The organism is Moorena sp. SIO3H5, from assembly GCF_010692395.1.
Lineage (GTDB): Bacteria > Cyanobacteriota > Cyanobacteriia > Cyanobacteriales > Coleofasciculaceae > Moorena.
The window spans coordinates 1-16,446 of sequence record NZ_JAAHHS010000134.1; the positions used below are offsets into that span (position 1 = coordinate 1).

Below are 16,446 nucleotides of genomic sequence, written 5' to 3' on the forward strand. Positions count from 1 at the left end.
CGGTATCAAAGGATAGTAACACGATACGTGGGTAGAGTATCTCCAGAAAAAGGATCCCATGTCTTATTAGAGGCTTTTAAAAAAGTGCTCCAGCGCTGCCCTCAAACCAAACTTGATCTCGTTGGTCCTGTAGGTGCATTACCCTACGACTATCTTGTGGGATTAAGTGATGACTCTAAAGTGGCAGAGTTAGCGTCATTCTACGGTGATGAAAGTTGGACAGGTTACGTGAGACGATACCTGTCTGAATTGAATGATCACTTTGGTGCTGATCTAGCCAGCCAAGTATCCTTCACTGGCTCCCTTCCTCAATCTAAGTTAGTCAATTATTATCAGCAGGCAGACATTTTTGTATTTCCGTCAGTATGTCACGAAGCATTTGGGATGCCAATTGTCGAAGCTATGGTTGCAGGTCTTCCCGTTATTGCTACCCAAGCTGGTGCTTTTCCCGAGATTGTGGAAGATGGTAAGACAGGTCTGCTGGTTGAACGGAGTAATGCTGATGCTTTAGCAGACGCCATCTTGCAACTTCTTTCTGACCAAGAACTTAGAACATCCATGGGACAAGCTGGACATCAGCGAGCAGTTGAACTATTTTCTTTCGAGAAAGTTGTTGATGATTTACTTACGCAGTACAAGACTATTCTTTGAAAGGTAAGCTATCAGCTATCAGCTAAAGGCCTTTGGCCACGCTACGCGAACAGCTATCAGCTTATGGGCATAGGGCACGCTACTTGATGTGCTTATGGACATAGGGCACGCTACACCGAACAGCTTTTGAATAAGCGATGCAGCAAGGGAACAGGGGGTTTACCCCATGAGCGACTGCATCAAAACAACAGCTAAGCATTCGTTTAATCTCTGTTATGGAAAGCTGAACGCGCACGCGTGAGCTAAAAGCTCACGGCTGACGGCTGACGGCTGTTGGCGTAGCCTGCGCGTAGCGCATATGCTTACGAAAGTAAAAGGCAGAAGTATTGAACTTCAGAACAGAGAATAGTGACAAATGACAAGTTAAAAATGAACAATAAATTATCCTTACAAACTCTGGTACGCCAGTTTTATCGTTTTCTAATCCATAGAACCAGAGTTGAGTATGACAGAAATAATCTAAGACGCTCAGCGATTATTTTTTCCCCCCATCAGGATGATGAAACCCTGGGCTGTGGTGGAACAATTATCCGTAAAAAGCAAGCCGGAGCCGATATAAAAATTGTTTTTATGACAGATGGATGTCAATCTCATGCTCATCTGATTCCAGCAAATCAAGTAAAATCAATACGTGCTAATGAAGCCTTGGCAGCCGCTCAACAACTTGGTCTGCAACAGCATGATGTCAGCTTTCTGGAATTCAAAGATGGAACATTAGATAAAACCAGAAATTTGGCTATCCAAAACGTCGCCAAAATTATTCTTAACTATCTTCCTGAAGAAATTTTTGTTCCCTACTACAATGATGGGGTATCTGACCATAATGCTACCAATGAAATTGTCGTAGCTGCACTCAAAACAATTAAATTTGATGTGACAGTTTATGAGTATCCTATATGGTTCTGGAATCACTGGCCTTGGACAAGGGTGGAAGGGAGTAAACCAAACCTGGTCTCCTTTTTTAAAAAAACCATAATGTCAGGGTTTCGCTTACTGAATGATTTTAGATTATCTGTCTATATTGGTGATGTTTTTGATATCAAACGTACTGCCCTAGACCAACATCAATCTCAAATGAAACAACTCATTAATCATCCACGCTGGCTAACCCTGAGAGATGTGTCAGACGGAGATTTTTTAGACTGCTTTTTTCAAAAATATGAATTATTTCGTCGATATAGTTTGACTCATAATTCTGAATAGTAGCGATAAATTAGCCAATCTGGCAACTTCATTCAATATAATTATGAAATCATAAGTAACAAGAGTGTTCAAGATTTTTATCAGTCATATCAGTTCTGGATATATGGGGCATCATATATCCATTTTATTTTTTGTTTATCTGCTCAATTGGATAGGGAGTAGGAAAGTGATAAGTTCACTCAATCCTAGTTTCACAGATTATTTGAAAACGCTATAGTGTTTTCCATACTTATGAGCTACACAGGCTTTTGTTACTGTTCCCTGTTCCCTGTTCCCTGTTCCCTGTTCCCTGTTCCCTGTTCCCTGTTCCCGTCTTGATGCAGTCGCTCATGGGGGAAACCACGCCAGTGCGGTCATGGGGGGAACCCCCAAGACCGCACTGGCTCCCCAAGACCGCGCTGCATCGCTGTTCCCTGTTCCCTAAAATACAAAAATTGTGTAATTAACCCAATTAAAAACACTATATAAAGAAGTAACAACATGCAACAATTAAATCCACCAAAAAATTTAGGAAACAAATCCTTCACAGACACATTCTCAGACAACTGTTGTGCAGGTAAAACCATTGGTACTAAAACTCCCAGTGGTGCAGTTCGTAAGGGTATAGATGTCGAAAAGCTGATTGGGATTGACAATGGCGCATTACGTCTCCAGCCTCTGCTAAAACCTGCGTGGGGCAGACAGGGCATTGCTTATGGTCCGTACACCCGTACCAATGGACTCGCCTTTGGAGTGTTTCTGAGCAATGGTCATAATACATCCCAGACCGAAAGGATTGAGCCCCTAACACAACGACTCCATCGGTGGATGATTGGTCCTGAGACAGATAAACCGGCTAAACGACTTCTGCGTTGGACTTCCAGTCAGGAAAAAAGCAGGATGTTGCGAAAGGTCCTATGGTGGATTCGTAGTACCTCCAGAATTTCCAAATATTTCAAATCGTTTAAATTGCCAAATCTTGATGAGAATCTGGCAGTGGGTTGGTTCCCCAGGGAAGTTCCTATTGACGCAACTGCAGAGGGAAATACCTTTATTGTTCATGCCACTGGGGCAGAAAATGGAGAGTTGTGGACTCGCTTGGGGGGGTATCTGCTCTCAGCATTTAGGGGCTTACAAAATCTCCAGGTTTATTACATCGTGGTTCTGCGGGAAAAGGGAGCCGCCTATTATGCTGCTTCTGTTCCTAATGCTCATGGTATGGCCGCTTACCCTAACATGCGTCCCATTGCTATTGATCCTTTCAATGATGATCCAACAGTATATGCTGGTGTATACCAAAGTATTCTGGGACAGGATGGTTTTCAAGTCGATACGCGAATCTATGGCGCTAATGTAGCCCAAATTTCAGACATCGCCACCTGGTACGGTACAGCTCAGGTAGCAGATGACCTAATTGGTGATGGTTTGCTAGATGGTGCTGAAGCCGACAAGGGTGGTTTTTGGAGTGTCTCTCAAGGAAGTTATGAGTTAACAGCTGATGGTGCTAGAGCCACTCAACCGGATAGCGTCGCTATGTTGGAGTGTCCCACACCCTCTGGGCTAATCCATTTGCTAATTCAAACCTCTACTCAGATAACTGGAGTCCGCATTGTGTGGCGTGTTCAGGATAAAAACCAATTCTGGAGTTTCCTAGCAGACGCAGACAAATGTCAACTTATGATTCAAGACCATGATAGCTGGGAATGTTTAGCTGTTAGCGATCTATGGTATTTACAGCCAAGAGCGATCAACTCTTTACAGATATTGGATGATGGTAAGAGCTTCAGCGTGTATCTCAATGGCCAGTTAGTCTTTAACAAGTGGTTTACAGATACCCGCCTGGCAAACGCTACCGGTGTTGGCATTGGTGGGATTAACCCTAATAATAGTCTGTATTTTCGCTCCTTTGAGGCTCACCCACGCACTATCCCTATTCCTTCCGAACTCGACCTGGGCTCCCCTTGGGTAGTAGAGGGTACCGAAATAGCTATCACTGAAGATTTTGCTGGTGCAGCTGGGGACTTGATGGGAAAAACCACCACTAGTGGTAGCAAAGTCTGGGATCGGAATATTGGGCTAGGGGTAATTGAGCTGACTGGGAATAGTACAGCCAAAGTCCGAGCTGATGCTAAGCATCATAATCCAGGTCGCACTGCCTACACCATTGATTGGGATCAGCCAGAAATAGCGGATTTACAGGTAGACATTACTCCCCCTGGAACTAGACGAGGACAAGGAGAAAAAGGTCGTGGAGGATTTATCTTTTGGCAGGATGCTGACAATTATATCATTATGAATAACTGGTTAGATGACTGTTACGGTGGTGCTTCCATTTCTTCCTTTTTCTATCTCAATGGCTTTGAAGAATTATATGATGCTGTCTGGACAAATGTCGGTAAACGCATTTCCTGGGGTGTCTCCCATCGGCTCCGCATGATTTTTGACGGCATGAATTACATGATATTCATCAATGATGAACCAGTATTGTATCGTGCCCTGACAGATGTTTATCCAGATGCGGCGCGTCTTAGAATTAACCGAGTTGGGATTGTCGCTAACTGGGAATGGGGAAATGATACAGGAAGTGTATTTCAAAACTTTGTAGCAAAGGTTTAGACTAATGAATTTAAGCAATCAACAGGTAACCCTTAACAATGGAGTAGGTGCAGGACTAAAATTCCATGGGGATGGTTCTAATCCTGATTTTGCACGTGGTACCTATGAACTTCCACTTCAGAACGCTTTAGCAAGCTGCTTAAACCACGATCATATCTTCTATGATATCGGTGCCAATATTGGATTTTTTACTATTATTGCTGCGAAGCTAGTTGGGCCATCTGGACACGTTTATGCGTTTGAGCCAGTCCCAAACAATGCTGACATTATTCTACGGAATGTGGAGCTTAATAGTTTCTCCAATGTTACTGTTTTCCCACAAGCAGTTTCTGAATCAACCGGAACCGGAGAATTGTTGCTAGCCCATCATTCAGGGGGAGCTACTTTAGCTACAGCGGGTACACCTCCAGATCTCAGGGGTGAAATGACAGTTGACCTTGTGTCTATTGATGATTTGGTGTCCCAAAAGACTTTGAAACCCCCAACGGTTGTCAAAATCGATGTGGAAGGAGCAGAAATTAATGTTTTAAGGGGGATGATTGAAACTATTAAAGAGTATCAGCCCATCCTGATTTATGAAGTAGATGATGGGAATCAAGACTCCTTTAAACTCAAGAATCAAACCATTGAGATGTTTATTGACTCTCTAGGATATAAAATCATGCCCCTGGAACCAGCTTATCCCAATATTCCCTGGTATGTTGGACATGCGATCGCGTATTCAAATCTAAATTGAAAATGCTATATTTTTGTAAGCATTTAGCTGTCAGCTGTCAGCCGTCAGCCGTTAGTGGTCAGCTTATTGTATTCAAAAGCTGTTCGTAAAGTAGCGTGCCCATAGCGCATAAGCTAATGGCTGAACGCGCACGCGTGGCCAAAGGCCTTTAGCTGATAGCTGAACGCGCACGCGTGGCCAAAGGCCTTTAGCTGATAGCTGAACGCGCACGCGTGGCCAAAGGCCTTTAGCTGATAGCTTACGAATTATAGGCAAATTCTAAAATATGCTCAGCAGTAACTTGAGCTTGTTCCAAGTGAGGCACATGCCCGCAGTCTTTAATCCAGATTAATTGAGATTGTGCGATCGCTGAAAGCGGGGCTTCGCCCATCGCCTTTGGCGCGGCTTTGCCGATCGCATCCTTAAACTTACTAGCAGCAGCAGTCCCTAAAATTTGGTCATGGTCACCCCATAAAATTAGAGTTGGCTGGCTAATCTGAGCCAGCTTATCCCCAAAATCACCATAACCACCACTTTTGGTAAACGCAATCAAGGCTTGACTCCAACCAGGCATTTCTAGGTGCAATGCAGCACAAATTCGGGCATCTTCAGAGGCCAAACCTTTATCATAGTAAGCGTTTCTACTTATACTTTGCCTTACCTTGGGATTAGCCAAAAATGCTGTCGCTAGGTAGCCTAAGGGAGGAAATAAGAACTTCCCCATCGGGGGAGCCTTGGTGCAGCCAGCGCTATCTATTAATACTAACTGTTTAACAACCTGGGGGTAAGTGAGGGTAAAATCAATCGCCGCTGCACCCCCCATAGAAGCACCGACTACAATGACTGGTGTTCTAATCAGGGTTTTCCAGAAATAATAGAGATGGGTTGCGATCGCATTTGGACTAAACGGAGTCCCTGCCATGCGATCAGTAAACCCAAAACCCAACAAATCCACTGCCCAAGTTTCATTTTCCTGAGCCAGCAGTGGTAGCAAGCGGCGGAGTTCTAGCACAGAACTATCGAAGCCATGGAGTAACAGAATCGGCGTGCCACCCTTACCCTGATTAACGTAAGTTGTGGCAATCGCCTGGGGGCTCAGGGGAGTTGAGATAGCTTGACGCTGGATACTTTGAGCAAGGTCAATCGAGGTAGACTCAACTAGCTGCTTGGTATTGGAGGGCAGAAAATCAGGAAACATCAGTTGAATTGCTGTAATCAGAGGACAATCCTGATTCTCCCCCTCACAAGCGCAATTATGTTAGTCAGTGCTTGTCTTGCACGGATGAGCACTCCGGAACTATTGCCTCTTGCCTTCCCCTCCTCGGAGGGGTTAGGGGTGGGTGCCTCAAGCTATCCCTACCCAAATACTTTTTCAGCAAGCCCTAAGTAACTGATGGGCTGAACTTATTACCCAGTAAGGATTTTAGCTTGCATGTCACCCCCTCAGGATTATTTGCCTTTCACTTGTGCTTGTTCAATGCAGGCCATCAGCTTTTGAGCTAAAACCTGAACATGAGGTTCTGCCACCATCGAGATATGGTCCCCTGGAACTTCATAAATCTCTACTGGTCTAGAAGAAAATTGACTCCATCCCCAGTCTGGGATACTCGAATCTTGAGAAGTAAGAGATTCATAAAGTTCCCTATCCATAACCTTTTCTGGATAATGCTCAATACATCGAAACAGAGTAATTTGGTTAGGATAAATTTCCTGTGGAAAATAAGAACACATAATATTGGCCTTAAAAACTCTCACAAAACCACTAAGTTGATTAATCCCTGCTCCAGGTGGTAGAAATTTAATTTGTTGCAACTGCTCGTATAAGTAGTTGAATTGAGCGTCTGGAGTGAGTTGTTCGAGGATTTCGTAGGATAGATTTAATTCTTTCCCAAATAGATATCCAAGGAATTTGCCAATGTAGGTCATCCAAGTCGCATCGTTCCAGCCTAGACTAAGTACCTTGTTTTCAGGCTCTGGTGGAATAGTATCTAGAATTGCGAGTAAAGCTACTTCTTGCCCCTGTTTTTGTAATTGCTGAGCCATTTCAAAAGCGACCTTTCCACCAAAAGAATGACCACCCAGCAGATAGGGGCCTTGAGGCTGAATTGATTGTATTTCTTGGATATTATGGGCAGCTATGTCCTCAATTCGCGTATAAGGCTCTGATTCTCCATCAAGACCAACAGCTTGCAAACCATAGAAGGGTTGGTCTGAACTTAAATAGCGAGCTAAGTAAGAATAATAAACAACATTACCGCCACCTCCAGGTACTAAGAAGAAAGGTCGCTTATTACCATTAGGTTGAATAGGAACGAGGGAAGACCAAGAAATAGAATTTGTTGACTCCTGGAGAATACTTGCAAGTTGTTCAATTGTCTGACCTTTGAAGATAGTAGCTAGGGGGAGATTTTTACCAAACTGCTTCTCAATTTGAGACATAAGACGGACAGCAATCAGGGAATGACCCCCAAGCTCAAAGAAGTTGTCTTGAACCCCGATGGGATAGACATTCAGAACTTCTGACCAGATTTGAGCAAGTTGACGTTCTACAGAATCGCGAGGTAGGATAAAATTTTCTTCCAACTTCGCTTCTGGTGCTGGTAAAGCTTTGCGATCGACCTTGCCATTAGGGTTTAAGGGTAAAGCTTCTAAGATGACAAAGGCAGATGGCACCATGTAGTTTGGCAGTTTTTGTTGCACAAACTGATGTAACTCGCTGTTACTGAGGGAGTTGTCTTCGCTGACTATGTATGCGACTAAACGTTTATCTCCTGGCTGATCCTCTCTGGCAATTACAACAGCTTGTTGGATTTGGGAGTGAGCGTTGAGGAGTGCTTCTATTTCTCCTAGTTCAATGCGGAAACCCCGCAGTTTTATTTGGTTATCGATACGCCCTACAAATTCGATATTACCATCCGGCAGCCATCGGGCTAGATCCCCAGTTTTATACAATCTGTTGGCTTCTGTATTTTTACTTTTCTTGTCCTTCGTAAACGGGTTGAGGATAAACTTTTCCTGCGTTAACTCGGGCTGACTCAGATACCCTTGGGCTATTCCCTCTCCTCCTACATATAGCTCACCTGTAATACCTGGTGGCAGAAGATTACCATACTTGTCCAGGATGTAAATTTGCGTGTTTGAAATCGGTTTTCCTATTGGAATCGTATTTTTTTTCAAATATTCTTCTAGAGCTTCTTCCATATTTGCTTTTGGATCGTCCCCCTGGTGCAAATATATCATTTCTTGCATGGCAACCGCATCTGGAACACTGAGGTCAATAAGTTTATGCTTACTTCTGGTTTCACTGGTTTCAATTTGATTGGCGATTCTCAGTTGATCCTCAAGGACACTGTGTAAATCTGCAGTTGTTGTATTCGGATTAGACAAAACAGTCCGAAATACAACTATTTCCTTGCCTCGATCGTGGCTAGTATCTATCAATGTAGTCTTAGATACAAAAGTCATCCCCCGTTCAAATTGTTCCTTTTGTATTTGTGTATTTAGTTGATTTATCCTTTCAATCTCACTATCAGTTAAAGATTTTTGTTTAACTTTCGATCTTAAATCCGCTGGGATATATCGGTAATTAACAATATTCAATGCCGGTTCCATTATGAGTTCAAATGGTTCCAACATTTGAATAAGTCTGGAGAAATACTGCGCCTTTTCTATGCCATCATCAATCAGTATTTCGTATCCTCTTTTACCAATAATATGAAGTGACCCATGTAAGCATAATGATAGTGCCGATCGCGAACCCTCAATCGTGAATCGTCCCACATCAAATGTATCTCGTTGAGCCTGGTAGCGAGCTGTAGTTTCAGCAAAGTTTAACATTTGCGGATCTTTAAACAAACATACACTAATACCCTGGGGAAGGTATAACTGTTTGTGCCCACAAATTGTTATTGTATCAGCTTTTTCAATTCCTTTCAATTTCCCTTTATGCCTTTCGGAAAATATTGTCGCGCCACCCCAAGCAGCATCTACATGAAAATGAATACCGAATTCCTGAGCAATATTGCCCATTTCAACTAACGGATCTATTTCACCAGTTTCTGTTGTTCCGGCGATACCTACAATTGCCAGAACATACATATCTTTGTTCCTACATTCACGGATGTTTTCTACCAGCAGGTCAAGATCTAGCTGGCCATCACTACTACTATCAATATAGACAACATTTTTTGTTCCCATACCTAAGATTGAAGTTGCTTTATTGATAGAGTAATGCATTAGCCGAGAACCAATGATAACAATATCTTGATAACCCTTCTTACTTAAAACCTCATAAATGCTTTCATTAGATAATTCCAGGGAGTTTTCTTTACTTAACAATCCACGATTTCGTGCACACAATAAAGCACTGATATTGGCTGTTGTTCCACCAGTTGTTACAATACCTAGATTGCGATTTTTCTGCTGAATATTCTCTTGATAAAACTCATCCGCAAAGTTATAAACAAGACGGTGTAATATTGCGAGCGCTTCTCGCTCTAAGAATATCAAAGATTTTGATGTCTCAATTTTAACCAAATTCTGGTTCAATCGCGAAATTAACTTGCTCATATCGTGCATAAAATCAGGCAAAGCGGATGTCATATGCCCAATGAATGTGGGGGACCCAGTGTCAATTACATAGGGAAGCACCTCCTGAGAAAGTTTATCGTAGTAGTCCTCAACTTTTAATGGATACAAGGGCAATTCGCTCCGTTGAAACTTAGGAGCGAGGGTTTCAGTACTCACACCTGGTTTCGTAAAAGGCTTTTGATCTAACCCAGGAACCTGATTGTCGTTAAAATTATGAATAACTTGTGGCTTAAAATATTGCAGTATTTTTTGGCGCGTCTGCCACAGATTGACTTCAAAGCATGTAACGTCAGCAGCGACTTCTGAAGAACCGTAGAGATTAAATAATCTGGCAGAGCTAATTTTCTGCTGAAATGCCTGAGCTAAATTAAGCGGCAAGGTTTCACCACTGCAGAAGACATATTTGAGATATCGAAGTTGTGTGAATTGTTCTGACCCATATTCTAACATCGCTTTTAGCAGGGATGGCACGAGAACAATTCTAGTTATTTTTCTATCCCTCAACAAATTCATTAGCTGGGGAACATCGCCCCTTATGTCATCTTTAACGATCACCAGTGGAATTCCTTTGAGCAGGGGAGAAAATATTTCCGCAACATGATCGACAAAATTGATTGAGGTTTTCTGACAACAAATTTCATCAGCTGCAAATGGCAGCATTTCCCACATCCAATGTAAGCGATTGACAGTGCTGCGAATACGACCGAGAACAGCTTTGGGTTTTCCAGTAGAACCAGATGTATAGATAGCGTATGCCAGGTCATCTGGTGTTGTGTGACAAGCCAGATTTTCACTGTTTTCCCGGCCAATTACATCCCGATCTCTATCCAGACAGACTATACGAGAGTGTTGAAGGGAAATCTTTTCGAGTATAGGTTCCTGGGTCAATACTACCTGTACCTTGGAATCTTCCTGCATGAATGCCAATCGTTCTTGTGGATAGTTCGGATCTAAGGGTACATAGACACCACCTGCTTTGAGTACGCTCAACAAACTAACCACCTGCTCCAGAGACGGCTCAACAGAAATTCCCACCAGTACACCCGGACCGACTTTAAATGATCGTAAATAGTGCGCTAGTTGATTTGCTTGTTGGTTCAACTGTTGATATGTTAATTGTTCGCCCTCAAATACTACTGCTACTGCATCTGGGGTTTTCTCTACCTGCTCCTCAAATAACTGATGGATACATTTGTCTTTTGGGTAATCTGTTTTCGTGTTGTTCCACTCCACCAGGATTTGGTCTAGCTCTGGCTCTGTCATTAATGGCAACTGGCTCACAGGTTGCTCTGGAGTCTCTACTGCTGCTGATAGTAAGTTTTGATAATGTGACACCATGCGACTAATAGTTTCGACCTCAAACAAGTCTCGGTTATAGGCACAGAATCCTTTGATTTCTTCTCCTTCTAGCCACAGATGTAACTCTAAGTCCATCCGCACTGTCATCTCAGCTCCTACCCCTTCATACCAACCTACTTCCAAGTTAGGTAAGCTAAAGGATGGTTTCATGTATTCACTCTGCTGAACGGCAAACACCACCTGAAATAAGGGGTTTTGCGATAGAGACCGTTCTGGCTGCAACTGTTCTACTAACTTCTCAAAGGGTATGTCTTGGTGACCATAAGCTTCTAGGGCTGTTTGTTTAACTCGCTTTAATACTTCTGTAAAACTAGGTTCCCCTCCCAGGTCTGTGTACATAACTAGGGAGTTGACAAAGAAACCTATCAACCCTTCTATTTCTCTGCGGTTGCGGTTGGCTATCGGTGTTCCTACTGCTACACTTTCTTGACCACTGTAACGAGACAGCAATACTTTGAATACTGCTAACAGGGTCATAAATAGGGTGGTTCCCTGCTTTTGGGTCAGTTCTTTAACTTTTGATGTTAGTGCTGCTGGTATGTTTATCGGTATACCTGCTCCATTAAAAGTTTGAACTGGGGGTCGGGGATGGTCTGTGGGTAGTTGTAGTTGAGGTAAGTCAAGGAGCTTTTGCTTCCAATAATTGAGTTGGGTTTCTAGGGTTTCACCTTGTAAGTAGTTCTTTTGCCAAACTGCAAAGTCGGCATATTGTATTGGTAGTGGGGGTAATGGGGATGGTTGGTCTTCCAGTGTAGCAGTGTAAATAGCCGAGAGTTCTTTGGCTAAAACTATCATTGACCAGCCATCGGAAGCTATGTGATGTAATGTTATTTGCAGTATGTGTTCTGTTGTTCCTAGTTGAAACAACTGAGCCCGTATGGGGGGGTCTACTTCCAGATTGAATGAAAGTTCATTTTCTTGTTGGAGTAGTTGTTGGAGTTTGGTGGTAGCTTCTGATGGTGTTAACCCACTTAGGTCAATTATGGGTAGTTCTAATTCAAAGGGGGGTTGAATTATTTGTACTGGTGTGCCGTTGATTTCACTGAAGGTGGTTCTGAGGGTTTCATGGCGAGCGATGATTTGGTTGAGACTTTTTTGTAGGGCTACATAGTCTAGTTTTCCTACTAAATGTAGGGTTAATAGCATATTGTAGGCGTTGCTACTCAAGGCCATTTTTTCTATAAACCATAGCCTTTGTTGTGCATAGGATAATGGTGGGGGGTTGTCGTTTCGCTCAATAGGCTTGATTTCAAACTGCTGGTAGTTTGTATATAAATTACCTTGTTTTAAAAAATTAATAATTTCTTGCTTATGATCGCTTAGTTGAGTGCGGATATCTGATGTCAAAACTCCCTCTGGAGCATTACAGCGCAAGCGCCCATCTTCAACCCATAATTTTACATCTTGATTAGCCAAATCGTCTAAAAATTTTTCTAATATTTTCATAGTTCGATTTCCTCCCGTTTTTCTTGATTATTAGAAGCAGTTTGTAGGCGTTTTGCTAGGGATAAGTTGCTATTGTTACCTATCGTCTCAAGCTGAACACTTAATTGATCCACAGTAGGAATTTCAAACAACTTAGTTAGGGGTACATCCACCTTAAAAATGTCTCGCACCCGAGACACAACCTGAGTTGCCATCAAAGAATGGCCACCCAAATCAAAGAAGTTATCATGTATTCCCACCTTTTCTATACCCAACACTTCTGCCCAAATCTCTGCTAATACCTTCTGTGTTTCCGTCTGGGGAGCTACATACTCCGTTGACATACTACTGGCCACATCCAGTTCAGGCAATGCCTTACGGTCTACCTTACCGTTAGGAGTCAGAGGCAGTTGCGACAACACCATCAACCCCGATGGCACCATATACTCTGGCAACTGCGACTGTAGATACTCTCTCAACTGCGGTATCAGTTCCTTTCTGAAATGGGAACTCAAGGGATTATTCCCATAATTCTCCCAGTTACCTGCTACCACCGATTTTTGAGTCAAGGGTGTTAACACTACCCCTTCTTTGGCTAACTCACTGCTGACAAATACCCCATCCATCAATTGGGGACTTCCCTGACCTGACCAACACAACTCTAAACTATATCCTAAATCCGAACTCAGTTCATATAAACTTTCTGGGTCTATAGTTTTGACTCCCTTTGACTCTAACCTCTGCCTCAACTGCTGTACATTCTCTTTTGCTTTTGGCTGTGATAGCAACTCTACTAAATCTACATCCTTGGCCACTCTCTGATTCACTAAACCACTAAAGCAAATTGATTCTGGTTGCTTTTGTTGCAGATATGCTTTGATATCCTCATAACTCATATCCGCTCCACTTTCTACAGTCGGTGTGATTACTGATGCTGGCTGTGCATCTATATGCAACAGTACGCTATAACGATATTTGTTCAGTTCATTGTGTTCTGTTCCCCTCTGTAAACGTATCTGTACATGAGTTATTTCTGGATGTTTTTCTTTCAGGGCGACAAACAACTCTGGTGACACTAACAACTCGGTCTCCTGCTCCATTTTTCTGTCTATCTTGGCCTTGATTTGTTGTAGCGACAGTGATGGAGTAGCTTGATACAACTGCACCGAACTCTGAAATGCTTTCATTAATGGCAAACTCCGGACATCTCCCAGGATAATTATTCCTCCTGGTTTGACTATCCGAATTGCCTCAGATATTATTTGTAACAAATACTCTACATTCGGAAAATATTGAATTACCGAGTTTAATAGCACTACATCGAAGTTTTGAGCTGCTATGTCACCTATCTCATCTGCTCTTTTTTGTGCTAGATTGATATGAGCATATTTCTCTGGTTCCTGGAGTATTTGTTGTTGGATATACTCTAGTGAAATCCTAGATATATCAATGCCATGATAGGCTTGTGTGTGGGGGGCGATTTGAAATAGTAGCAACCCTGTTCCACAACCTATTTCACATACTTTTTTCGGTTTATGTGCTAATACTTGAGCTACAATATCCCCTGCCCAAATTCGCATTTGCTCTTCTGGTAAGGATTGGTTGTCATAGCTGCTACTCCAACCTGAGATATTGAATAATGGATCGGTTACTTTATTCTTCTGTTCATCAATTTGTTGGTTAAATAGGTTTTGCCAACTGTTGATTTGAGTGTTTGATAGTTCTGGGTGCGATGTGATGCTGCTTTGAATTTCAGGTACTATATATGCTACTAGACGTTGAGCATCTGAGTTATCTTCCCTGGCTACTACTACTGTTTGTTTGACACTGGGATGTTGAGTTAAGGTTGCTTCTATTTCTCCAGTTTCTATCCGGTATCCTCGGACTTTGACTTGGTGGTCTATCCGCCCAATAAATTCTATATTCCCATCACCTAGATAACGGCCTAAATCCCCCGTCTTATATAATTTTGACTTTTGACTGGGGGTAAGGGAGGGGGTGACTTTTGAGTTGTCAAAGGGGTTGGGGATAAATCTCTGATTGGTTAAATCCTCTCGGTTGAGATACCCACGAGCTAAACCAACACTACCTATATAAATTTCACCAGATACTCCTATGGGGACTGGTTGTAAATTTCTGTCTAGGATGTAGATTTGAGTATTGCTGATCGGGCGACCTATGGGTGGCACAGAACACTCTGGTGAGCATTCGGCCATTGTGGCACATACTGTTGATTCTGTTGGTCCATAGGCGTTGACAAATTGTCGCCCCACAGACCAGTGGGATATTAGCTCCGGTGGACAAGCTTCTCCTGCTACAACTATGGTCTTTAAATCTGGTAATTCCTCTTTTGGCATCACTGCTAGAGCTGAGGGGGGTATCGTGATATGGGTGATTTTGTTCTCTCGTAACCACTGACTCAAACCAGTTCCAGGCATTAAGGTATCTCGGCTACCCATGTACAAACTGGCCCCTGAACCTAAAGCCATGACTATTTCCCAGATGGAGGCATCGAAACTTAATGAGGCGAACTGAATGACTCTGCTGTTTGAGTTGACTTGAAACCCTTGCATTTGAACTGTAGCCAGATTACACAGTCCCTTGTGTTCTAACAATACTCCTTTCGGTTTACCTGTGGAACCTGATGTATAAATTACATAAGCTAAATTTTGGGGGCTGACTTCACTCTCTACTTTTTCTGGTGTTTCAGTTGCTATTTTTTCCCAATCTCTATCTAGAAAAACTACTTGGGCTTGATGTTGGGGGAGTTGAGCTAATAATTGTTCTTGAGTTAGTAACACTGACACTTGGGAGTCAGCGAACATATATTCTAGGCGTTCTTGGGGATAGGCCGGGTCTAATGGCACATAAGCTCCTCCGGCTTTGAGTATGGCTAATAAACCTACTACCATTTCTAATGAACGCTCTACACATATTCCCACTAGGGTTTCTGGAACTACTCCCAATTTTTGCAAGTAATGGGCGAGTTGATTGGCTTTTCTATTTAATTGACAATAGGTCAGCTTTTGCTGTTCAAATACTACTGCTATTGCATCTGGTGTTTTCTCTACTTGTTCCTCAAATAGCTGATGGATACATTTGTCTTTTGGGTAATCTGTTTTCGTGTTGTTCCATTCCACCAGGATTTGGTCTAACTCTGCCTCTGTAATCAATGGTAACTTGCTAATAGGTTGCTCTGGATTCTCTACTGCTGCTGATAGCAAGTTTTGATAATGTGACAGCATCCGACTAATTGTTTCGGCCTCAAACAAGTCTCGGTTATAGGCACAAAATCCTTTGATTTCTTCTCCTACTGGCCACAGATGTAACTCTAAATCCATCCGCACTGTCATCTCAACTCCAGCTCCTTCGTACCAACCCACTTCTAAGTTAGGCAAGCTGAAGGATGGTTTGAGTATTTCACTCTGCTGCACCGCAAACGCTACCTGAAATAAGGGGTTTTGGGATAGAGTACGTTCTGGTTGCAACTGTTCTACCAATTTCTCAAAGGGTATGTCTTGGTGACCATAAGCTTCTAGGGCTGTTTGTTTGACTCTATTTAATACCTCTTGGAAACTAGGGTCTCCTCCCAGGTCTGTGTACATGACTAGGGAGTTGACAAAGAAACCTATCAACCCTTCTATTTCTCTGCGGTTGCGGTTGGCTATGGGCGAACCTACTGCTATACTCTCTTGACCGCTGTAACGAGACAACAATACTTTGAATACTGCTAACAGGGTCATAAATAGGGTGGTTCCCTGCTTTTGGGTCAGTTCTTTAACTTTTGATGTTAGTGCTGCTGGTATGTTTATCGGTATACCTGCTCCATTAAAAGTTTGAACTGGGGGTCGGGGATGGTCTGTGGGTAGTTGTAGTTGAGGTAAGTCAAGGAGCTTTTGCTTCCAATA

General features: G+C 42.7%; 8 protein-coding genes. 5 read left to right on the top strand and 3 right to left on the bottom strand.

What is annotated here, in order from left to right:
* From F6K52_RS16285 to F6K52_RS16305, 5 genes are all read left to right on the top strand, one after another.
* On the top strand, window positions 1–651 hold a 651-nt coding region (locus tag F6K52_RS16285; protein WP_293079364.1), incomplete at its 5' end, for a glycosyltransferase family 4 protein.
* Between the two features lie 369 nt (window positions 652–1,020).
* Window positions 1,021–1,854 (top strand): PIG-L family deacetylase, encoded by an 834-nt coding sequence (locus tag F6K52_RS16290; protein WP_293079366.1) that lies wholly within the window; start codon window positions 1,021–1,023, stop codon window positions 1,852–1,854.
* Window positions 1,855–2,102: 248 nt separating this feature from the next.
* Window positions 2,103–2,300 carry a hypothetical protein gene (locus F6K52_RS16295; RefSeq protein WP_293079368.1) on the top strand — a complete coding sequence of 66 codons (198 nt, stop codon included), beginning with the start codon at window positions 2,103–2,105 and terminating at the stop codon, window positions 2,298–2,300.
* A 34-nt stretch (window positions 2,301–2,334) separates the two neighbouring features.
* Entirely contained in the window at window positions 2,335–4,449 is a 2,115-nt protein-coding gene (locus F6K52_RS16300) for a nucleotide-binding protein (protein ID WP_293079370.1), read from the top strand.
* 4 nt (window positions 4,450–4,453) lie between these two features.
* Window positions 4,454–5,185, top strand: a complete 732-nt coding sequence (locus tag F6K52_RS16305) for an FkbM family methyltransferase (RefSeq protein WP_293079372.1) — start codon at window positions 4,454–4,456, stop codon at window positions 5,183–5,185.
* 238 nt (window positions 5,186–5,423) lie between these two features.
* On the opposite strand, the gene F6K52_RS16310 is transcribed toward F6K52_RS16305, so the two are convergent.
* From F6K52_RS16310 to F6K52_RS16320, 3 genes are all read right to left on the bottom strand, one after another.
* Window positions 5,424–6,362: an alpha/beta hydrolase gene (locus tag F6K52_RS16310; RefSeq protein WP_293079374.1), complete on the bottom strand. Its 939-nt coding sequence runs from the start codon at window positions 6,360–6,362 to the stop codon at window positions 5,424–5,426.
* Window positions 6,363–6,613: 251 nt separating this feature from the next.
* Entirely contained in the window at window positions 6,614–12,559 is a 5,946-nt protein-coding gene (locus F6K52_RS16315) for an aminotransferase class V-fold PLP-dependent enzyme (RefSeq protein WP_293079376.1), read from the bottom strand.
* On the bottom strand, window positions 12,556–16,446 hold a 3,891-nt coding region (locus F6K52_RS16320), incomplete at its 5' end, for an amino acid adenylation domain-containing protein (RefSeq protein WP_293079378.1). The genes F6K52_RS16315 and F6K52_RS16320, both read right to left, overlap by 4 nt.

Bases quoted from the DNA above. Each gene is read 5' to 3' on its own strand.
- F6K52_RS16315 (WP_293079376.1), bottom strand. From the start codon at position 12,559: ATGAAAATATTAGAAAAATTTTTAGACGATTTGGCTAATCAAGATGTA.
- F6K52_RS16310 (WP_293079374.1), bottom strand. From the start codon at position 6,362: ATGTTTCCTGATTTTCTGCCCTCCAATACCAAGCAGCTAGTTGAGTCT.
- F6K52_RS16305 (WP_293079372.1), top strand. From the start codon at position 4,454: ATGAATTTAAGCAATCAACAGGTAACCCTTAACAATGGAGTAGGTGCA.
- F6K52_RS16300 (WP_293079370.1), top strand. From the start codon at position 2,335: ATGCAACAATTAAATCCACCAAAAAATTTAGGAAACAAATCCTTCACA.
- F6K52_RS16290 (WP_293079366.1), top strand. From the start codon at position 1,021: ATGAACAATAAATTATCCTTACAAACTCTGGTACGCCAGTTTTATCGT.